This window comes from Streptomyces sp. NPDC102514 (assembly GCF_055584525.1).
Genome location: NZ_JBVJLW010000001.1, coordinates 255583 through 274854 on the forward strand (window position 1 = coordinate 255583; position 19272 = coordinate 274854).

General features: G+C 72.2%; 18 protein-coding genes. 5 read left to right on the forward strand and 13 right to left on the reverse strand.

What is annotated here, in order from left to right; translation table 11 throughout:
* Positions 1-53 precede the first annotated feature (53 nt).
* Both ACZ60E_RS01190 and ACZ60E_RS01195 read right to left on the reverse strand, forming a co-directional pair.
* Entirely contained in the window at positions 54-1151 is a 1098-nt protein-coding gene (locus ACZ60E_RS01190; RefSeq protein ID WP_453792074.1) for a M23 family metallopeptidase, read from the reverse strand.
* 307 nt (positions 1152-1458) lie between these two features.
* Positions 1459-2115: a TetR/AcrR family transcriptional regulator gene (locus tag ACZ60E_RS01195; protein WP_469436792.1), complete on the reverse strand. Its 657-nt coding sequence runs from the start codon at positions 2113-2115 to the stop codon at positions 1459-1461.
* A 187-nt stretch (positions 2116-2302) separates the two neighbouring features.
* Here ACZ60E_RS01195 and ACZ60E_RS01200 point away from each other — a divergent pair, with 187 nt between their 5' ends.
* The gene (locus tag ACZ60E_RS01200; RefSeq protein WP_469436794.1) at positions 2303-3334 is read left to right on the forward strand and encodes a medium chain dehydrogenase/reductase family protein; all 1032 of its coding nucleotides are present in this window, start codon (positions 2303-2305) and stop codon (positions 3332-3334) included.
* A gap of 48 nt (positions 3335-3382) precedes the next feature.
* Here the strand turns inward: ACZ60E_RS01200 and ACZ60E_RS01205 are convergent, their stop codons facing one another.
* From ACZ60E_RS01205 to ACZ60E_RS01215, 3 genes are all read right to left on the reverse strand, one after another.
* Positions 3383-4498 (reverse strand): AI-2E family transporter, encoded by a 1116-nt coding sequence (locus ACZ60E_RS01205; RefSeq protein WP_384805545.1) that lies wholly within the window; start codon positions 4496-4498, stop codon positions 3383-3385.
* Positions 4499-4593: 95 nt separating this feature from the next.
* On the reverse strand, positions 4594-7812 hold the full coding sequence (locus ACZ60E_RS01210) for an alpha-L-rhamnosidase (protein ID WP_469436798.1): 3219 nt from the start codon (positions 7810-7812) through the stop codon (positions 4594-4596).
* 462 nt (positions 7813-8274) lie between these two features.
* Positions 8275-8793, reverse strand: a complete 519-nt coding sequence (locus tag ACZ60E_RS01215) for a P-loop NTPase family protein (protein ID WP_469436800.1) — start codon at positions 8791-8793, stop codon at positions 8275-8277.
* Between the two features lie 516 nt (positions 8794-9309).
* Between ACZ60E_RS01215 and ACZ60E_RS01220 the strand changes: the two genes are divergently transcribed.
* Together ACZ60E_RS01220 and ACZ60E_RS01225 are read left to right on the forward strand one after the other, a co-directional pair.
* Complete coding sequence (locus ACZ60E_RS01220; protein ID WP_225890861.1) at positions 9310-9453, forward strand: hypothetical protein; 144 nt, start codon at positions 9310-9312, stop codon at positions 9451-9453.
* Between the two features lie 95 nt (positions 9454-9548).
* A complete protein-coding gene (locus ACZ60E_RS01225) occupies positions 9549-9776 on the forward strand; it encodes a hypothetical protein (protein WP_385837413.1) in 228 nt (75 codons plus the stop codon).
* A 274-nt stretch (positions 9777-10050) separates the two neighbouring features.
* On the opposite strand, the gene lysA is transcribed toward ACZ60E_RS01225, so the two are convergent.
* The 8 genes from lysA to modA all read right to left on the reverse strand — a co-directional run bounded on the left by lysA (position 10051) and on the right by modA (position 17070).
* Complete coding sequence (lysA, locus tag ACZ60E_RS01230; protein ID WP_469436804.1) at positions 10051-11433, reverse strand: diaminopimelate decarboxylase; 1383 nt, start codon at positions 11431-11433, stop codon at positions 10051-10053.
* A gap of 13 nt (positions 11434-11446) precedes the next feature.
* Positions 11447-11893 carry an SAV_915 family protein gene (locus tag ACZ60E_RS01235; RefSeq protein ID WP_469436806.1) on the reverse strand — a complete coding sequence of 149 codons (447 nt, stop codon included), beginning with the start codon at positions 11891-11893 and terminating at the stop codon, positions 11447-11449.
* Between the two features lie 207 nt (positions 11894-12100).
* Entirely contained in the window at positions 12101-12520 is a 420-nt protein-coding gene (locus tag ACZ60E_RS01240; RefSeq protein WP_469436809.1) for a TOBE domain-containing protein, read from the reverse strand.
* Positions 12521-12653: 133 nt separating this feature from the next.
* Positions 12654-13697 (reverse strand): zinc-binding dehydrogenase, encoded by a 1044-nt coding sequence (locus ACZ60E_RS01245; RefSeq protein ID WP_469436812.1) that lies wholly within the window; start codon positions 13695-13697, stop codon positions 12654-12656.
* Between the two features lie 112 nt (positions 13698-13809).
* A complete protein-coding gene (locus ACZ60E_RS01250; RefSeq protein WP_469436814.1) occupies positions 13810-13989 on the reverse strand; it encodes a hypothetical protein in 180 nt (59 codons plus the stop codon).
* A gap of 248 nt (positions 13990-14237) precedes the next feature.
* Positions 14238-15356 carry an ABC transporter ATP-binding protein gene (locus ACZ60E_RS01255; RefSeq protein WP_469436816.1) on the reverse strand — a complete coding sequence of 373 codons (1119 nt, stop codon included), beginning with the start codon at positions 15354-15356 and terminating at the stop codon, positions 14238-14240.
* Positions 15353-16225 (reverse strand): molybdate ABC transporter permease subunit, encoded by an 873-nt coding sequence (modB, locus tag ACZ60E_RS01260; protein ID WP_453792062.1) that lies wholly within the window; start codon positions 16223-16225, stop codon positions 15353-15355. The genes ACZ60E_RS01255 and modB overlap by 4 nt, the downstream gene beginning before the upstream one ends.
* Positions 16222-17070 (reverse strand): molybdate ABC transporter substrate-binding protein, encoded by an 849-nt coding sequence (modA, locus tag ACZ60E_RS01265; protein WP_384805525.1) that lies wholly within the window; start codon positions 17068-17070, stop codon positions 16222-16224. Before modA ends, modB begins: the two co-directional genes overlap by 4 nt.
* Positions 17071-17513: 443 nt before the next feature.
* Between modA and ACZ60E_RS01270 the strand changes: the two genes are divergently transcribed.
* Together ACZ60E_RS01270 and ACZ60E_RS01275 are read left to right on the forward strand one after the other, a co-directional pair.
* On the forward strand, positions 17514-17948 hold the full coding sequence (locus ACZ60E_RS01270) for a molybdopterin-dependent oxidoreductase (protein WP_469436819.1): 435 nt from the start codon (positions 17514-17516) through the stop codon (positions 17946-17948).
* Positions 17945-19243, forward strand: coding sequence for a methyltransferase domain-containing protein (locus ACZ60E_RS01275; protein WP_469436821.1), 1299 nt, complete (start codon positions 17945-17947; stop codon positions 19241-19243). Before ACZ60E_RS01270 ends, ACZ60E_RS01275 begins: the two co-directional genes overlap by 4 nt.
* Positions 19244-19272 lie beyond the last annotated feature (29 nt).

A 19272-nucleotide genomic window follows, 5' to 3' on the forward strand; every position in this document is an offset into this window, starting at 1 on the left:
CGGACGAGGGACGGCGGGAGGACCGCCGGGTCACCGCGCCGGAACCGCCAGGCTCAGGCGCTGGGCCTGAGCCACGGCAGGGGATCCGTGTAGTACCCGTCGAGAACCACCTCGAAGTGCAGATGCGGGCCGGTGGACAGACCGGTCGAGCCGACCAGCCCGACCGGCGTCCCGGCGTCCACCGCCTGGCCGACGGACACCTGGAGGGCCAGCAGATGGCTGTACGTCGTCTCCAGCCGCTTGCCGTCGATGGTGCCGTGGTCGATCACCACGCGGTTGCCGTACGCCTTGGTCATCGCCGCGAACACGACCTGGCCCTTCGACGCGGCGGAGACCTGCGCCCCCTGGGGCGAGGCGAAGTCGACGCCGGTGTGCAGTTTCGTCACGCCGGTCAGCGGGTGTTCGCGTGATCCGAAGGGCGAGGTGACGGTGAGGTTCGCGACCGGCGCGGCCAGTACGGCGCCCGGCACCTGGTTCACGGCGCCGCCGCCCGAACTCTCCCGGTCGACCGACTTGTAGCGCGAGGACAGCGACTTCACCTCGTCGATGTAGGCCTCCGCGTCGCCGGGTACGCGGCCTGCCTTCACCACGGCGTCCGTGCCCGACGCGTACGCGGCGAGGGTGAGGTTCACCAGGTCCCCGGTGACGGTTCCCTCGGTCCTGAGGTCGGTCACCTTCTCGGCGAGGGAGCAGTCCTGCCGGCCGAGCGCCATCATGGCGTCCGCCGGATCGCGGGGGGAGGAGCGGCCGTTGCCGTCGTCGTCCTTGCCCCACTTCTTCCACTGGGCGTCCGTGAACGCGGCGATGCCCTTCTCGCCCGACAGTGCTCCCGTGTCGTTGCTCCACCCGGAGAGCCGGTCGATCTGGGCGGCCAGCACCGACGGCTTGACGACCTTGCAGTCCGCGACCGCCTTGCGGAGCCAGGGGATGTACGAGGCGTCCACATGGGTCGTGGCGGTCGGATCGGGGTCGGACCCCTGGGGCCAGGCGTCGTCGAGACCGCCGGTGTAGGCCAGGAAGCCGGCCACCCCCATCAGGGCGACCAGCCCCGGCAGGACGAGCAGCGTGAACGGTCCGGGGCCGCGGCGGGCGCGCTTCGGGCGCTGTTTCTGTGACTCCTCGACGGGCTCACCGGCCGCCGCTTCGGCCACTGGCCCGGATACCGGTGCGGCTGCCTGTGCGGCTGCCGGTCCGTCCCCGTCTCCGGATACCGGTCCGGCTGTTTTCCCTACTGTCTCCTCGGCTTCACTCCCGCCGGCCGGTGCCGTGCGGGTGCCGGCCGTCCCCGTTTCGTCCAACCGGCCGTCAATCACCGGCGAACTCCCCCTGCACCGCGCCGAGTTCCGCGGCGATCCCTGTGGTCATGATGCTCACGCGCACGAGGCTAACGTGCCGCCCCGCGGGTATCACGAGCCGCAGAGGCACAGGCGCTTGCCCGAACGGGCAGACCTTCCGGGGTCAGTGTGCCGACGCCTTGATCAGCTCGTCGAGTTCGGCCGCGAAGAACAGCGCGGGGTCGAACTCCATGCCGGTGAACTGACCCGCGAGTTCCAGGGACAGCACACCGTGCAGCCGGGTCCAGAAGGTCAGCGCCCGGTGCAGGGTCGCGGGCCCGGCGGGATGGTCGCCCGCCCACTGCCGGTGCTCTTCGAGGTGCGAACCGAACGCCGTCGCGGGGGAGTCCGAGGGCAGCGCGGCGCAGGCGTCCAGCAGGGTCGTCATGATCTCGCGCGCGATCCCGGTGATGTCGTCGGGCGCGTGGTAGCCGGGCACGGGCGTGCCGTAGATGAGGAAGTAGCGGTGCGGGTCCTGAAGGGCCCAGCCGCGCAGGGCGTACGCCAGCGCGGACACGTCGGGGCCGTCGGCGGCGGTCGCGCGGAAGGTGTCGGCGAGGCTGCGGTACGCGTCCCGGATCAGCTCGGTGATCAGTTCGTCTCGGTTGGCGAAGTACCGGTAGAGCGCGGGTCCGCTCATGCCCATCCGCTTGGCGATCGCGTTGAGGGAGAGCGCGGACGCCCCCGCCGCGGCGAGCTGTTCCCAGGCGTGCGCCTTGATCTCCGCGCGCACCTGGGCGCGGTAGCGCTCGCGCGGGGTCTCGGTGCCCGTGTCCGCCATGGCCTACCGCCTTCCGTGTCCGTCTGTCTCTGTGCCTGCCGGTGTCTGTGTCTGCGCATCGTATTTAGTTAGAGGCTATCACCAATGTTATTGACTCTATCGCTCTTCTTGCGTTACAACTTCTAACGAACGCAAGAAGCAGTCAGTCGAGCGTGGTGCAGTCGAGTGCGCCGCGATGGAGGTCGTCATGAACGCCGAAGGACTCGTCGAGGTCGTCCTGCCGGGCAAGGTGGCGCCGGAAGGGCTTCAGATCAGGCGCGGAGCCGTCCCCGTCGCGGGTCCCGGCCAGGTCCTGATCCGGATGGAGGCGACCGGGGTCTCCTTCGCCGAACAGCAGATGCGCCGGGGCCGCTACTACGACCAGCCGCCGTTCCCCTTCGTACCCGGATACGACCTGGTCGGGACGGTGCTGGCCACGGGTGAGGGCGTCGAACCGGGCCTGACCGGCACCCGGGTGGCGGCCCTGCTGAAGGTCGGCGGCTGGTCCACCCATGTGCTCGTCGACGCGGCCGACGTGGTGGAGGTGCCCGACGGGATCGGCGCGGCACAGGCGGAGACCCTGGTGCTCAACGGCATCACCGCCTGGCAGATGCTCCACCGCAAGGCACGCGTCAGCGCGGGCCGGACCGTCCTGGTCCTCGGTGCCAACGGCGGTGTCGGCTCGGTCCTCGTCCAGCTCGCCCTGGCCGCGGGCGTGAAGGTGATCGGCACGGCGTCCGCACGCCACCACGAGGCGCTCGTCGCGAAGGGAGTCGTCCCCGTCGACTACCGCACGGAGGATGTCGCCGCGCGCGTCCGGGAACTCGCCCCCGGCGGAGTGGACGCCGTCTTCGACCACGTCGGCGGCCGGGGCATCGTCGACTCCTGGCGCCTCCTCGCACCCGGCGGGACCCTCGTCGCCTACGGCAGTGCCTCCACCCGCGACGACGAGGGCTCCAAGCAATGGCCCGTGTTCAAGCTGCTCGGCCGGGTGTGGCTGTGGAACGCGCTGCCCAACCGCCGCCGCTCCTACTTCTACAACGTCTGGGCCGGCCGGGCCCTGGGCAAGAACCGGTTCAGGGCCCGGCTGCGCACCGACCTCACCCAGGTCTTCGCGGCGTTCCGGCGCGGGGAGGTCACGGCCCAGATCGCCGCCCAACTCCCTCTCGCCAAGGCCGCCGACGCACTGCGCCTGGCCGAATCCGGCACGGTCGCCGGCAAGGTCGTACTGAACCCGTAGGCGGCCGGGTCGCGCCTACGGCAGAGACCGGCCGCGGCGCGGGGGCCCTCAGGAGGGAACGGTGCCGTCGCTCTGCGGTTCTCGGGCGTCCGGTTCCTGGGGTGGCTCGCTGAGCTGCTCGCGCAGGTAGTTCCAGAACACGGCGATCATCGCGGCGACCGGGACGGCGAGGAGACTGCCCACCACGCCCGCCAGGCTGCCGCCGAGCGTCACCGCCAGCAGGATCACCGCCGCGTGCAGCCCGAGCCCACGGCTCTGGATCATGGGCTGGAAGACGTTCCCCTCCAGCTGCTGCACCGCGAGGATGATCGCCAGCACGATCAGCGCGTCCGTCAGACCGTTCGACACCAGGGCGATGAGCACCGCGACGAACCCGGCGAACAGGGCGCCCACGATCGGCACGAACGCCGAGACGAAGGTCAGCACCGCCAGCGGGAGCACCAGCGGCACGCCCACGACCCACAGGCCGATACCGATGAACACGGCGTCGAGCAGACCCACAGCGGCCTGTGACCGTACGAACGACCCCAGGGTGTCCCAGGTGCGCGAGGCCACGGTCGGGACGTCGACGGCGAGCCGGCCGGGCAGCTGACGGGCGAGCCACGGCAGGAACCGCGGGCCGTCCTTGAGGAAGAAGAACATCAGGAACAGCGCGAGGACGGCGGTGACCAGACCGTCGACGACGGCGCTCACGCCCGAGACGACGGTGCCGACCATACTGCCGGCGCTCTTCTGGAAACGCTCCACCGCACTGTCCACGGCACCGGAGATCTGGGCGTCCTCGATGTTCAGCGGCGGTCCTGCGGCCCAGTCACGGAGCTTGTGCACGCCGTCCACGACCCGGTCGGTCAACTCCCCGGACTGGGAGGCCACCGGGACCGCGATCAGCGCGACCACCGCGGCGGCGAGCACCAGGAACAGCACGGTCACCAAGGACGCCGCCAGGGCGGGAGGCCATCCGCGCCGGCGCAGGAAGCGGGCCATGGGCCAGGTCAGTGTGGTCAGCAGGAGGCCCACTATGAGCGGCCAGACCACGGACCACATCTGGCCCAGGAGCCAGAGAGCCACCGCGGTCATCACCAGAACCAGCAGCAGCTCGACGGAAATACGCGCCGATGCGCGCAGCGCGGCGCGGGATCTGGCGGAACTCAACGAGGCAGACATGCGAGCACCTTATGGGCAGGTCGGCGCGCTTCCGCGGAGCCCCGCCAACGCGGCGGCGTCCAAGGTGTGTTGGACTCCGCCGCGTGACGGCCGTTCTACGCCCTGAAGCGGTGGGTGCCGGAACCGACCCGGTACACCGCGCAGCCGTCCTCACTGCGGAGGAAGGCCGCGGTGGTGTGGGTGACCTTGTTCGGAGCGTCCGCGGGGATCCACACCTCGGCGGTGGTGTTGGGCGGCACGGAGCACGTCAGGACGAACGTGCCGGACCGCAGCCGCCACTCGGTGGAGACGGGCCCGCGGACCGAGGCGAACGTGGCGCGGGCGGAGGTGACGCCCCCGCCCGGCCGCGGCCGGACGACGATCTCCCGGTAGCCGGGCCGGCCCGCCGCGATACCGGCGATGTTCGTGTACATCCACTCGCCCACCGAGCCGTAGGCGTAGTGGTTGAAGGAGTTCATGCCCGGGTCCTCGAAGCTGCCGTCGGGCCGGATGGAGTCCCAGTGCTCCCACATCGTGGTCGAGCCCTTGTCGATCTGATAGCCCCAGCTGGGATAGGAACGCTGCGCGAGCAGCCGGTGGGCGACATCGGTGTGCCCGGTCTCGGTGAGCACGGGCAGCAGCCGGGGCGTACCCAGGAAGCCCGTCGACAGATGCCAGTCCCTGGCCTCGATCAGCGCGACGAGCCGGTCGGCCGCCGCCGTCCGCAGCCCGTCCGGCAGCAGATCCATCGACAGGGCCAGCACGTACGCCGTCTGCGTGTCGCCCTTCACCCGGCCCTCGGCGGTGACATAGGCCTTCTGGAACGCGGCGCGTACCCGCCCGAAGAGATCGGTGTAGGGGGCGGGGTCCTTGTCGAGTTCCTTCGCGATACGGGCCGCGAGGTCGGCGCTGTGGGCGAAGTAGGCGGTGGCGATGACGTCCTTGGGCGTCTCGTCCTCGACGTTCAGCCAGTCCCCGTACCCGGCGGCCGGCCGCAGCAGCCCGCTGCTGTTCTTCTCCAGGTACTTCAGCCAGGCCTGTACGGAGGACCACGCGTCCTCCAGGACCTGCCGGTCGCCGTACGCCTGGTACAGCGACCAGGGGACCGTGACACCGGCGTCGCCCCAGCCCGCCACACCGTTGCCGACCGTGCCCACCATGGGTGCCACGTCGGTGAAGGCGCCCTCCGCGGTCTGTCCGTCGCGCAGGTCCACGAGCCACTTGGTCAGGAAGCGGGCGGACTCCATCGTGTAGGCGGCCGTCGGCGCGAAGACGTTGATGTCACCCGTCCAGCCCAGACGTTCGTCACGCGCGGGTGTGTCCGTCGGGATGGAGAGGAAGTTGCCGCGCTGCCCCCAGGTGATGTTGCTGTGCAGGGTGTTGAGCATCGGGACATCGGTCTCGAAGTCGAACGTGAAGGGCGCGGACGTGTGCATCACCCGGCCGGTGAGGTCTCCCGCCGAGGGCGTGCCCGGATACCCGGTCACCTCGACATAGCGGAAACCGTGGAAGGTGAACCGCGGCTCGTACGTCTCCCGCCCACCGCCCTTGAGCGTGTACGTGTCGGTCGCCGCGGCGGTGCGCAGGTTCGCCGTGTAGAGGGTGCCGTCGGAGTTGAGCACCTCGGCATGCCTCAGCCGGACGGTCGTGCCGGCCGCGCCCGAGACCCGCAGCCGCACCGAACCGACCATGTTCTGGCCCAGATCGAAGACGAAGACACCCGGCTTGGGCTGGGTCACCTTCCGGACCGCGAGTTCCTTGGCCACCCGGACCGCGCCGTCCACCTGGGCCTCGATCCGGGGCGGAGCGGCGTCGGCGGCGGTGCGCACCGCGTCGAGCCAGGCCCCGTCGTCGAAGCCGGGCGAGGTCCAGCCGGCGGTCTCCTTGCGCGCGTCGTACGTCTCACCGCTCAACAGGTCGGCGGCGACGATCGGCCCCGCGGCGGCCCGCCAGTCGCTGTCCGAGACGATGCTCTCGCGCGTCCCGTCGGTGTACTCGACCTCCAACTGGGCCAGCAGCGCCGGGCGTTCGCCGTACTGGTGCGGCCCGAACATACCGACGTTGCCCGCGTACCAGCCCGGTGCCACATACGCGCCGATGGCGTTGGCCCCGGACCGTACGAGCGAGGTGACGTCGTAGGTCTGGTAGTGGACGCGTTCGCGGTAGTCGGTCCAGCCGGGCGCGAGCTGGTCGCGGCCCACCCGGCGGCCGTTGAGGTGGGCTTCGTAGACGCCGAGGGCCGTGGCGTACAGCCGGGCGCGTTCGACCTTCTTGCGCGGGAGCCTGAACTCGTGCCGCAGCTGGTTGGCCGCGTACGAGGCGGGGACGACCCTCCCCCACGGGCCGGCGCCCCACGCGGCCGCCACCTTCGCCGCCGGCCAGGCACCGTCGTCGAAGTCGGTGCCGCGCCAGCCGGCCGCGGGCTCCTTGTCGGTCGATCTCCAGGCGTCGTTGGTGACGATCCGCCGCTCGCCGGACGCCGTGTGGAGGGTGAGGGTCGCGACCAGCCCGGCAGGCCCCTCGGACGCGTTGGTCGCCGACACCGCGAGAACGTTCTTGCCCGTACGCAGTTGGGCGAGGACCTCGACGACGGCCGGGCGGCGCCAGCCGTCGTGGTCCGTCTCAAGATCGGTGCGGGCCACCTCGGTGCCGTTGACGGAGACGGTGTAGACGTTGTCCGCGCTGATGGCCAGCGTCGCCGCCGTGACCGCGTCGGGGAGATCGAGGGTGCGGCGGAACCAACGGGTGACCGCGGGGGCGCTGTTGGCGGGATCGCCCTCGGGGAACCAGATCCAGGAGCTGCCTTCGAGCGTCGGCGCGTCGGTGAGGACCGGGGGAGCGGAGACCCACTTCGCGGTCCACTGCGCGGAGTCCAGGAGCCCGGTCTCCCACCACGACGGCTCGCTCCAGTCCGAGGCGCCGCCGTTCGCGTCCCACACGCGCACGGACCAGAAGTACCGGGTGCGCGGCTTGAGTTGCGGGCCCGCGTACGGGACGAGGACGGACTCGGCGGACACGACCTTTCCGCTGTCCCAGACATCCGGCTTCGGCAGCCGCGAGGCGCTGGAGGCCACGCGTATCTGGTAGCCGCTCTGGCGCGCGCCCGGCTCGTCCGAGGCCATCGGCCAGCTCAGCCGGGGGTGTTGTGCGTCGATGCCCAGCGGGTGTCGCACGTACTCGACGGTCGGCGCGGTGACGCGCAGGGCGCTGCGACGGGCACTTGCCCCGGCCGGTGCGGACGAGGGGGCGGCCATGGCGGATCCGGCGCCGGCGGCGGTCGCCGTGACGGCCATCGCCGCCGCCGTACCCGCCAGAATGTTCCTCCTGCTGATCACTGCGGCTCCTCAGGAAGTAATGATGAATCGATTCACTGCGGGTGAACGTAGGGGCGTGCGAGGCGAGGGTCAATGAGCGTGCAACACATTCTTGACGGGACGTCGGATGCGGTCGCTGCTCCGGAGAGGCCTGATGCGTCGGGGGCGTCGGCGATTGAACGGTTTCAATCGGTCGGCGCTTTTTCGATGCTGTCGCGATGGTTGCGCTCGGCCGTGCGGAGGTGATTCTGTGAGCGGTCGGTGAGCCGGAAAGCGCCCTGGGTGCGGGGGAGTCCACCGGCATGTCGAGGGCTGCCTCGGCGCTGTGGCGAGGCCGTGGCGAGGTTCTGGCCAGGTAGGATCGGAGACCGCTGGAGGGTGGTGGCGGCCGGGGGTGGAACCGGTGGGGCTGTCGGCCGGGTGCGTTTCGTGCATGATCCCGCGCCGTGTCATGCCGTGTCGCGTCGGGCCGCTTCGGTCAGATCACATGGACGCCAGCCACGCCGCGGTGTCGCGGGGGCGGGAGAACCGGAGCGTGTCGAGGGGCGTGAAACGGGGATCGCGCGTCCGGCGTTCGATCTCCTGGCGTCGGCCCGCGTGTTGGGACCAGGCCCACCAGGCCGGGTGCTCCTTGCTCAGCCAGCCCGCCCAGGTCTCCCTGTTGCCGCCGAAGAGACTCTCGCGGGTGACGGTGCGCCGCACGGAGCGGCGAAGTACCCGGGGCATGACCACGCGCTTCCCGTAGTCGAGCCACAGGACGGTGTCCGCCCGGTCCCAGAGCAGATCCCGCACCTCGGGATAACCGAGCGAGTCGACGATCCAGCGGGGTTCGGACGTGAGGTGTGCAACCTCCTCGGTCAGGGTGTCGTTGGCAGCCCAGTCCGGACCCGTGAAATAGAGCGCGTCCATCTCGTAATAGGGCAGGTCCAAGCGCTCGCCCACCGCCCGGGCGAGTGTGGACTTGCCCGCACCCGTGACACCCACTACCAAGATCCGATTCACGGGCGCAGCCTATAGCGGTGCCGGTTCGGCCGAATCGGGGGTCTTCGCACCGGGTTGCGCGGCGGACACGGCGGCGCGCAACCCGGCACGAAACGGCTGGGCTCCCGGCCGGCCCGGCGGCCACCCGCGGTGGATCACCGCGCGCGCCGGTCGGGCCGACCCGCTCCGGCGCCGATCGACCAGAAAATGGCCCTGACCTGCTGAAACGAGGCTCGGAAGCCCGCTCCGGCGGGTGGTTCGCAGGCGCCTTCGACGCCCCGCGGCCTCGGCCGCGAGCGTCGCCCCGGAGACACGGATCACCCATCCACATCACTTCGCGCACCGCGCCCTTTCGTTCTCGGGGCGCCGATAGGATCTAATGGGCAGTAGCGCGCGAGGTAGGCAGGTACCGATGCTCATCGGTCGACAGCTCCGCCTCTGATCCGCGCGACTCCCGACTCCGGATGGTTTTGGATGCCTGCCTCTTCGCATCGCGACCCTGCACGTCCCGTTCAGGACGCGGCGGCCTCGTCTGCCGTGCCCCAGCACCACGGTCTGTTCCTCCAGCCGCAGTACACCATCGAGCTGCCGCCGCTGGACGAGGACGAGGGCGACGACACCTTCTCGCCGCCTTCGCCCCCGCCGGCGCAGCGGCGACGGGGGGCACCCCGGGCCCGCTGACCGCTCCCGCCGCCCGTCCCACCGTGCTGTGACCAGCGATGTGTGTGCCCGGACCGGGCGGCATCGACCTGAGGGGGAGAGACACCCTGGATCCCGTGGAACGCGCACTGATCGTGGTGCACCGGCCCGCCGCGAGCGGCGGCCGACGCGTGAGCGTGCACCGGGACGGCGGGGCCGAGATCCTGGGGCTGGCCCACTCCGACCACGATCTGATCGTGTTCCTGGAGGCCGCCGGACTGTCCTCCCCGGCCGAGCTGCTGGACGATCCCGGCTGGGTGGAATGGCGTGGCGGGGGACCGCACGAGTGGGGGTCCGCGCCGTAGGCGCGGTTGCCCCCGATGTCAGCTCGTCTCCGAGCGTCCCGCACGAATGTGTATGAATCGGCGCCGGTCTGTGCGTGCGTCGTTCCCCGCGCCCCTCAGGGGGTGAGGGGAACGTTTGTCCGTTGGCTGCGGACCGGTCGTGGCCGGGCGCGCAGTTCCTCGCGCCCCTTGGGTGCGTTGAAGCCGCTGCCCTCAGGGGGTGAACCCGGCCCTCCGTCGGGGAATCGGCGGGGGCCGGGGTGGTGCTGAGGGGTGTCGCGGGCGTATCCGGGTGCTACAGCCCCACGTCGCGGCGGCTCATGTCGTCCAGTGACTCGCGGCGCACCAGCACGCGTGCGATCCCGCCCGACACCGCGACGACCGGGGGACGGCCGACCAGGTTGTACCCGGACGCCATGGACAGGTGGTAGGCGCCGGCCGCCGGGACGGCGAGGAGATCGCCGGGGCGTACGTCGCCCGGGAGCTCCACCTCGTCCGCGAGGACGTCACCCGCCTCGCAGTGCCGGCCCACGACCGTGACCGTACGGGGCGGCGCGGACGAGTGGCGTCCGATCAGGCGGGGCGCGTACCGGACCCCGTACAGCGCGGGTCTCGGGTTGTCGCTCATGCCGCCGTCGACGGCGACGAAGGTGTGCGCGCCGGTGCGCTTGACCGCGAGGACGTGGTAGACCGCGACCCCGGCGGGTCCGGCGATCGCCCGGCCCGGTTCCAGCATCAGCCGCGGTACGGGCAGGCGGGCCCGGGCGCAGCCGTCCGCCAACTCCGCGTGTACGCGGTCCGCGAGGACGCGCACGTCGAGGCTCGCCTCGCCGGGCCGGTAGGCGATGGCATGCCCGCCGCCGATGTTCAGCCGGGGCAGCACGACGCCGTGCTGGTCCCGGATCCGGGCCAGCAGCCCGACCAGCCGCCGTACCGCGGCCACGTAGGGCTTCACCGAGTCGATCTGCGAGCCGATGTGGCAGTGCAGGCCGACGAGTTCCAGGTGCGGCTGGTCGAGTATCCGGGCCACCGCGTGCTGCGCCGACCCGTCCGTGATGGACAGGCCGAACTTCTGGTCGTCCGTACCCGTGCGTACCTTGGCGTGCCCGCCGGCCGCGATCCCCGGCACGACCCGCACCATGACCTCCTGGCGGACGTCGGCGGGCGTGATCGCGGCCAGCCTGGCGATCTCCGAGGCGCTGTCCACGACGATGATCCCGACGCCGAGCCGCAGCGCGGTGCGCAGGTCGTCGGGGCTCTTGGCGTTGCCGTGCAGCACGATCTTCCCCGGCGGGAAGCCCGTGGTGACGGCGAGCGCCAGTTCTCCGGCGGAGCAGACGTCCAGGCCCAGCCCCTCCTCCCGCACCCAGTGCGCCATCGCACGGCACAGGAACGCCTTGGCCGCGTACACGACGTCGGCCTCCGGGAACGCGGCGCGGTAGGTACGGCAGCGCTCCCGTACCTCCTGTTCGTCGAGGACGTACACGGGGGTGCCGAAACGGTCGGCGGCCTCGGTGAGGGAGACGCCGCCCACGGAGACGTCCCCGCCGGTCTCGGGGCGCGCGGAACGGGGCCAGACGGACAGTCCGTCGGTCCCACCGCCGCCGGGGAGCCGGGACAGGGCGCCGGCGTCAGCGGGCAGGGAGGACGGGAGGGACGAGTGAAGGGAAACGGTCATGGCGGGCGCCTCCTCAGCCGATCAGCAGGTTCAGGTACGAGACGACGGCGGCGGCGCCGGTCACGCGCAGCGCACGGGTGTGCGGCGGGCGCCGGGCATGCCACGGACGCCTCAGCCTGCGGGCACCTGCACCTGCACCTGCGCTGGCGTCGGCGAGGGAGGCCGCGGCTGCGACCGGGGGAGCGGAGAGCTGCGGGTCGACCGTGAGGGCGGTGATGCCCAGCGGTGCGGCGAGCGCGCGCAGCGCGGGTTCGGAGAGCCTGATGCAGGGCTGCTCCGTGCCCAGCGTGGCGGCCAGCCGCGCCGCCGAGGTGAATCCGACGGCCGTACGGCCGCCCAGGGGAGTGCGGAAGAACCGGGCCGTGCAGCCCGCGGGCCCCGACCGGACGGGGACGAAGAGAAGTCCGGCCGGGACGCGTTCGGAGGGCTCGGGGTCCTCGCAGTGGTCGATCGCAGACATCAAGCTGCTCCTCGCAGAAGGCGATGTGCGCCGCGCGGCCGGATCGGCCGGGCGCTCCAGCGAAGCTATGCCCGCCGACCGGGGGCCGAGCCGCCTCCCTGACGGATGCTTGACGCGCGCCCCCGCTCTCGTAACGCGATCATGACGCGGGTGCCGACGCGGACGAAGGCGCGGACGCCGATGTTCTGGCTCCCCCGGCGCCGTCTCTCACGCCGTCGCGAGCGAGACCTCCGTCGACTTCATCAGGGCGACGACGGAGGAGCCGGTCGTCAGACCCAGGTCGGTGACGGCGTCCTTGGTGATTGCCGCGGTCAGTTCGCCCCCGTCGACCGTGATCCTGACGGAGGCCATGGCGCCGCCGGTGGTGACGTCGGTGACCGTACCGGGCAGCTGGTTGCGGATGGACAGGCCCTCCACCGGGCCGGTGGCCACCGAGACCTCCGTCGCCTTCACCAGCGCGCGGACGGCGGAACCCTCGGTGAGGCCGAGATCCTTGACGGACTCCAGCGTGATGGCCGCGGTGAGGACCTGGCCGCCGTCGAGGCGGACCTTCACCGTCGCCATCGCCTCACCTGCCGTGACGGAGGTGACGGTGCCGGGGATCTGGTTGCGGATGCTCAGGCTCATGACGGAACGCCTCACAGGGGAAGGGGTGGTTTGTCGCCTTTGGGTGTTGCTGGGGCCACCGTAGCCGGGCCCGACCGGGTGGCGGTTCAGGCTCCGGCGACTTCCGCGCGCCCGCGCCCGCTCAGGCTCCGGCTCAGGGCTCGACCAGGACCTTGAGACTCCTGCGGTCGGCCATGTCCTGGTAACCCGCCGGAACGCCGTCGAGGTCGGTGGTGGCGTCGAAGACCTTCCCGGGCTCGATGACTCCGTCGAGGATGTCGGGCATCAGTTCCTCGATGTAGGCGCGGACGGGCGCGGGTCCTCCGGCGAGTCGGACGTTGTGCCGGAACAGGCTGCCGAAGCCGATCGGCGCCTCCTCGTACTGCGGGACGCCGACGCGGCTGATGACACCGCCGGGGCGGACGACCCCGAGGGCCTGCTCGTACGCGGGCAGATGGCCGACGGCTTCGAGGACCACGTGCGTGCCGTGGCCGCCGGTCAGGTCGCGGACCGCCTCGATGCCCTCCTCGCCCCGGGCCGGCACGACGTCCGTGGCGCCGAACGCGCGCCCGAGGTCCGTACGTGCCTGGTGGCGCCCCATGAGGATGATCTGCTCGGCGCCCAGGCGCTTGGCCGACAGGACCGCCAGCAGGCCGACGGCCCCGTCGCCGATGACGGTGACGCGGGTGCGCTCGCCGACGCCGCCCGCCACGGCGGCGTGATGGCCGGTGCCGAAGACGTCCGAGAGCGTCAGCAGGGACGGGAGCAGGGCCGAGTCCGGGGCGACGGGCAGCTTGACGAGGGTGCCGTCGGCGAGCGGGACACGGATCGCCTCGGCCTGGCCGCCCTCCGCCGGTTCGCCGTCCCAGAAGTTGGCCTGCGGGTGGGAGCAGGAGGTGTGCAGGCCCTCGCGGCAGAACGCGCAGGTGTTGTCGGAGATGGCGAACGGGGCGACGACCAGGTCGCCGCGCCGGACCGTGGTCACCTCGGAACCGGTGTCCTCGACGACGCCGATGAACTCGTGGCCCATCCTGGCGGGACCGTCCTCGGGTTTCATCGAGCCGTAGGGGTGCAGGTCGCTGCCGCAGACGCAGGACGCGGTGATACGCACCAGCGCGTCGGTGGGCTGCTTGATGACGGGGTCGGGCACGTTCTCGACGCGGACGTCGCCGGCGCCGTACATGAGGGTCGCGCGCATGAGGTGCTCTCCAGTGCGGTCAGTGACGGTGATGGCGTTTCGGCCAGGGCGTGGGGGAGTGGTCGGCGGGTGACAGGGCCGGGCGCGGCCTCGCCTTCGGCCGTGCCTCGGGTCAAGCCTGTTCGGCACCGGCCGGGGCCGCACTTCGGACGCCCGCAGGACCGGGCGCGACGGAGCGGTGTCGCCGGCGCACGGCGATGGTGAGGGCGACGGTGGGGACGAGGGCCAGCGCGGCGATGGCGGCCACAGTGGGATCGGTGGCCCCGAACGGCGTGCCGAGGGAGAGCCCCACGAGCCAGGAGCCGACGGCGGTGCCGGGATTGAACGCCGGGGCGGTCCGCGCTGACGCCAGGAGAGGGGCTCTACCGGCGTGCCGGACGGCCGGGGCCGTCAGCACCGGTTGCCGCCGAGCCTGGCAGCACCTCCGCGGAACGCCTCAAGATCCTCGCCGGCCTGGCAGTCACCCAGGTCCCGGCGGCCACCCCGGCGCCTCTGGCCGTGCCCACCGACCGGCCGCGCTGAGCGTCCCGCGTAAGCCGGTCAGACCGGATACGCGTGGGTCTGTGTGGCCTTCACCGCCGCCCAGACCGCCGCGCCCGGGTGCAGGTCGAGTTCGGCGGCGGCGACCGTGGTCAGGTCCGCGGCGAGCGGCAGTTCTCCGGTGAGGTCGGCGCGGATCTGGTCGCCGTGGGTCTCGAGCCCCGCGACCTCGCAGGCCCAGAGGTTACGGGCGCTGACCCCGGTGGGCCGGTCGCGGTACAGGGTGACCGAGCCGGGCGGGAAGGCCACGAAGACCGGGCCGCGCAGGGCCTCCGTGGTCGTGATGGACGGACCGGCGTCGAGCTGGACGGCATGCCCGTCGGCCTCGCCCCGATAGAGGTTCAGGCCGACGAGCTGGGCGATGTAGTCCGTACGGGGACGGCGGGCGATGTCGGACGGGGCGCCCTCCTGGACGACCCGGCCGTCCTCGACCACGACGAGCCGGTCGGCCAGCACCATGGCGTCCAGCGGATCGTGCGTGACCAGCACGGCGACCGCCTCGAACTCGGCGAGATGGCGGCGCAGCTGGGCCCGTACCTCCAGCCGTGTCCGGGCGTCCAGGGCGGCCAGTGGCTCGTCGAGCAGGAGCAGCCGGGGGCGGGTGGCGAGCGCGCGGGCCAGGGCGACCCGCTGGGCCTGACCGCCGGAGAGCCGGCGCGGCTTGGCGCCGGTGTGGTCCGCGAGCCCCAGGCGGCCCAGCCACTCGGCGGCCTGCGCCCGCGCCTCGGCCTTGCTTGCGCCCTGGCAGCGCGGTCCGAAGGCCACGTTGTCCAGGGCGGTCAGGTGGGGGAACAGCAGGTAGTCCTGGAAGACGACGCCGACCGGGCGGGACTCCGGCGGCGTACGCTCCAGCGCCGTGCCGTCCAGCCGCAGCCGGCCGCCGGTGAGCGGTGTCAGACCGGCCAGGGCCCGCAGGGCGGTGGTCTTGCCGGCGCCGTTCGGGCCGAGGAGGGCGACGACCTCGCCGGGTGCGACGCGCAGCGCCACATCGAGTCGGAAGGTGCCGCGCTCGACGACGAGATGCGCGTCGAGACCCGCGTCGAGGCCCGCGTCGGAGATGTCGGCGCGTACGTCGGGGGTGGCATCGGCGGCGTCGGAGGCGTAACGGGGCTCGGTCATCCTGCTGTCATCCAACGGTCGCGCAGGCCCGCCAGCACCGCGACGGACACGGCCAGCAGGACCAGACTGAGGGCGATGGCGGCCTCCGGGTCGCTCTGCAGGGCCAGGTACACGGCCAGCGGCATGGTCTGCGTACGGCCGGGGAAGTTGCCCGCGAAGGTGATCGTCGCGCCGAACTCGCCGAGCGCCCGCGCCCATGCCAGGACCGCGCCGGCCGCGATACCGGGCGCGATCAACGGGAGCGTGACCCGGCGGAACGCGGTGAAGCGGGAGGCGCCGAGCGTGGCGGCGGCCTCCTCGTAGCGCGGGTCGGCGGCGCGGAGCGTGCCCTCGACGCTGATCACGAGGAACGGCATGGCGACGAACGCCTCGGCGATGACGACCCCGGTGGTGGTGAAGGGGAGCGTGACCCCGAAGGAGGAGTCCAGCCACTTGCCGACGATGCCGTTGCGGCCGAGCGCCATCAGCAGGGCCACACCGCCGACGACCGGCGGCAGCACGAGCGGCAGCGTGACCAGGGCCCGTACGAGGCCGCGGCCGGGGAACTCGACGCGGGCCAGCAGCCAGGCCAGCGGCACGCCGATGACCAGGCTCACCGCGGTCGCCGCCGTGGCGCAGACCAGGGACAGCCGGAGCGCCTGCCACACCTCGGCGCTGGTCAGCAGGTCCGGCAGACTCCGCCAGGGGGCGCGTACGAGCAGGGCGATCAGCGGGACGATCAGGAACGCCAGGCCGATCAGCGCGGGCACCAGCAGAGGCAGCGGAACGCCCCGGCCACCGGCGCCGTCGCCCGTCCGGACACGCCGGCGCCGCGGCCCGCCCCGGAGGGTGTCGGCCGCGGCGCCGGACTTGTCGACGGGGACGGTCACGGCTTGAGGAACCCGGCCTCGGTCAGGACCTTCTGGCCCTCGGCGGACTGCACCAGCGCGATGAACGCCTCGGCGCCCTCGGTGTTCTGCGCGTCCTTGAGGGGGACGATCGGGTAGTCGTTGATGGCGTCGTCGGACTCGGGGAACTCCACGCCCTCCACCTTGTCACCCGCCGCGTGCACATCGGTCTTGTAGACGACCGCCGCGTCGGCCTCCTTCAGCTCGACCTTCGTCAGCGCCGCCTTGACGTCCTGCTCGTAGGAGACGGGGGTGAGCTTGAGCTTGCTGGCGTCAAGGGCCTTCTGCGCGGCGGCGCCACAGGGCACCTCCTTGTCGCACAGCACGACCTTCAGGCCCGACTTGGTGAGGTCCTTCAGGGAGGCGATCTTGTCGGGGTTGCCCGGCAGGGTGGCGATCTCCAGTTCGTTGCGCACGAAGGTGGCGGGCGTCCCCGACGCGTCCCCGGCGTCGGTGACGATCTTCATCGTCTTGGGGCTGGCGGAGGCGAACACGTCCGCCGGGGCGCCGCCCGTGATGCTCGCGGCCAGCGAGTCGCTGCCGCCGAAGCTGAAGGTGACCTTCGTGCCCGGGTGCTCCTTCTCGAACTGCTCGCCCAGCGTCGTGAAGCTCTCCTTGAGGGAGGCGGCGGCGAACACGGTCACCGTGCCGGACAGCTTGTCCGACGAGGAGGCGGACGCCGACGAGTCCGACTTCGCCGACGAGGAGTCGGACGCGTCGTCGTCGGACGACGAGCAGGCGCTCAGCGCCAGCAGGGCGGCGGCGCCCGCACCGGCCGCCTGAAGGGTCCGACGGGTCCTACGGGTCCGGCGCGCGGTACGGGTCATTACGGGTCCACTCCCTCTGGTCCTCACGGACACCATCATCTGTGGTCCTGGCGGACCTTGTGCCATCTGTGGTCCTGACGGACCGTTCGCGTCGTTCCCCGCGCTCCTGAAAGGCGGGGCTGCGCCCCGGCCTGGCCCTTCGTCTGCGGGCCGGTGGGGGTCGTTCGCGCAGTTCCCCGCGCCCCTCAAAAGCGGGGCTGCGCCCCAGCTTTTGACCTTGGGCGCAGCCCTCACCGGCCGGACGGGGAACAGCAGGTGTGCACGCGTAGATGATACTGCCGCAGATGCAAGGTCAAAGTCTCTTGTCGCTTCGCACCAGCGGGGTCAGGGATCAGACCAGCTGGCATGTGCGTTTGCACGGGGCGTGCGTCCGGGTACGGTCATCCGGGAGGTGGTGCCCGTGAGTCAGTTCCCTCGCAGTCGCCGGTACGGCCGCCGGTCCGGTGGCGGAGCTCGCCCTCGCCGGTGATCTGAGCCGTCCGGCCCGGCTGACGGTGTCCGACCTGCTCGCCTGGCCGCAGCACGAGACCGAGGTCAGCTTCGAGTGCGCGACCAGCGGCATCCAGCGGCACCGGTTCACCGGACCCCTGCTGCACGACGTACTGATCGCGGCGGGCCCCGGCTTCGACCCCGCCCGCCGCAAGGAACGCCTGCGCTTCCTGATCGCGGTGTCCGGCAGGGACGGCCACCACGCGCTGCTGTCCTGGGCGGAGATCGACCCCGACTTCGGCCGCGCCCCCGTCCTGCTCGCGGCCACCATCGACAACAGCCCGCTCGACGGTCCGGGACCGCAGCTGGTGCTGCCTCAGGACCGCTGCGGCGCCCGGCACATCAGCGGCATCAGCGCGATCCGCGTGGACGGTGGCTACCTTCTGTGAGCTGGACCGAACCGACGGGCGTCCTGGTCGTCCAGCACCTGCCCCACGAGGGCCCGTACGCGCTCGGCACCGCGCTGGAGGCGGCGGGACTGCCGGTGCGCGTGTGCCGGACCTGGGCCGGGGACCCGGTGCCCGGGTCACCCGCGGGACTGGCCGCGCTGGTCGTCATGGGCGGCCCCATGGCGGCGTACGACGACTCCCCGGCCTTTCCGACCCGCGCGGCCGAACTGTCGCTGCTGCGGGCCGCGCTGGACGCGGAGGTGCCCGTGCTCGGGGTGTGTCTCGGCGCGCAACTGCTGGCCGTCGCGGCGGGCGGCACGGCCCGTCCCGGCGCGAGCCGGCAGGTCGGCTGGGGAGAGGTGCGGACGGCTCAGGCCGCGGTCACCGATCCGCTGTTCGCCGAAGTGCCCGAGCGCCTGCGCGTGTTGCACCGGCACGACGACACCATGGACCTCCCGGCCGGCGCGACCCTGCTGGCGTCCTGCGACCGTTACCCGGTCCAGGCGTTCCGGATCGGCGGCTCGGCCTGGGGTACACAGTTCCACCTGGAGGTGGACAAGGAGGCGGTCGGCGCCTTCGCGACGGCTTTCCCGGGAGAGGCGGCGACCGCCCCGGACCTCCAGGACGCCGCTCCCGCCGAACTCGCGGCACTGGCCCCGCACCGGGACACCGCCTTCGAACGCTTCGCCACCCTGGCCGCGTCCCGGGCGACCGCGACCACGACCCGCGCCTTCTTCACCCCCCGGGCCGCCGCGTGGGAGGAGCGCTTCGCCGTCGACGGCCCCCGCTACACGGCCGCCGTCTCACGTATGCGACTGCGCCCCGGAAAAAGGGTGTTGGACGTGGGCTGCGGCAGCGGCCGTGCCCTGCCCGCGCTGCGCGCCGAGGTCGGCGCCGGGGGTGTCGTGCTCGGCGCGGACCTCACCCCGGCGATGCTCACGGCCGCCGCAGGGAAGGGACGCACCGGACTTCTGCTGGCCGACGCGTGCCGACTCCCCCTGCCCGCAGGGTCGTTGGACGGCATCTTCAGTGCGGGCCTGGTCGACCATGTCCCCGATCCCGCGACCGCCCTGCGCGAATGGGCCCGGGTGACCGCTCCCGGCGGTGTCCTCCTGCTCTTCCATCCCTCCGGCCGCGCCGAACGGGCCGCCCGCCACGGCCGCGCCCTGGACCCCGACGACCCGCTGGCCGAGGAGAACCTGGGTCCGGCGCTGCACGCGGCGGGCTGGGACCTGGACTGTTACGAGGACGCGGCCCACCATTTCCTGGCACGGGCCGTGCGCCGCACGGACTGACGCGCACCGGCCGGCTCCTACGTCTCCTT

Excerpts from the sequence above, each read along its gene's own strand:
- ACZ60E_RS01200 (WP_469436794.1), top strand. The coding sequence starts at position 2,303 with ATGAACGCCGAAGGACTCGTCGAGGTCGTCCTGCCGGGCAAGGTGGCG.
- ACZ60E_RS01245 (WP_469436812.1), bottom strand. The coding sequence starts at position 13,697 with ATGCGCGCGACCCTCATGTACGGCGCCGGCGACGTCCGCGTCGAGAAC.
- ACZ60E_RS01195 (WP_469436792.1), bottom strand. The coding sequence starts at position 2,115 with ATGGCGGACACGGGCACCGAGACCCCGCGCGAGCGCTACCGCGCCCAG.
- lysA (WP_469436804.1), bottom strand. The coding sequence starts at position 11,433 with ATGACCGTTTCCCTTCACTCGTCCCTCCCGTCCTCCCTGCCCGCTGAC.
- ACZ60E_RS01205 (WP_384805545.1), bottom strand. The coding sequence starts at position 4,498 with ATGTCTGCCTCGTTGAGTTCCGCCAGATCCCGCGCCGCGCTGCGCGCA.
- ACZ60E_RS01235 (WP_469436806.1), bottom strand. The coding sequence starts at position 11,893 with ATGTCTGCGATCGACCACTGCGAGGACCCCGAGCCCTCCGAACGCGTC.
- modA (WP_384805525.1), bottom strand. The coding sequence starts at position 17,070 with ATGACCCGTACCGCGCGCCGGACCCGTAGGACCCGTCGGACCCTTCAG.
- ACZ60E_RS01240 (WP_469436809.1), bottom strand. The coding sequence starts at position 12,520 with ATGAGCCTGAGCATCCGCAACCAGATCCCCGGCACCGTCACCTCCGTC.
- ACZ60E_RS01255 (WP_469436816.1), bottom strand. The coding sequence starts at position 15,356 with ATGACCGAGCCCCGTTACGCCTCCGACGCCGCCGATGCCACCCCCGAC.